We start from the raw sequence: 237 nt of genomic DNA, 5'->3' as shown, positions 1-237 counted from the left end.
GTCCTGGCGACCGTGTAGCGCTTGAGCCCATTTCATCATGCGGCGTATGCTACGCTTGCAAAAAAGGTCGCCCGAATGTTTGCGCAAAGTTGGAAGTGTTTGGCGTACACCGTGATGGTGGGATGCGTGAATGGATGGTAGCTCCTGAAGCTAACTGGCACAAAGTAAAAGGGAATTTGCCTTTTGAAGCAGCTGCTCTTGTCGAGCCAATGACAATCGGCGCCCAAGCTGCATATC

Annotated in this window: 1 protein-coding gene; it reads left to right on the top strand. The window is 51.9% G+C overall.

The window, feature by feature from the left end; translation table 11 throughout:
* Positions 1-237 (top strand): alcohol dehydrogenase catalytic domain-containing protein (locus CHH91_RS19075; RefSeq protein ID WP_176465882.1); only part of this gene is annotated, 237 nt, incomplete at both ends.

It is taken from the genome of Virgibacillus sp. 7505 (assembly GCF_002272135.1).
GTDB lineage: Bacteria > Bacillota > Bacilli > Bacillales > Amphibacillaceae > Terribacillus.
The sequence above is the reverse complement of the archived record's forward strand: the minus strand, read 5'-3'. Positions and strand labels throughout refer to the sequence as shown.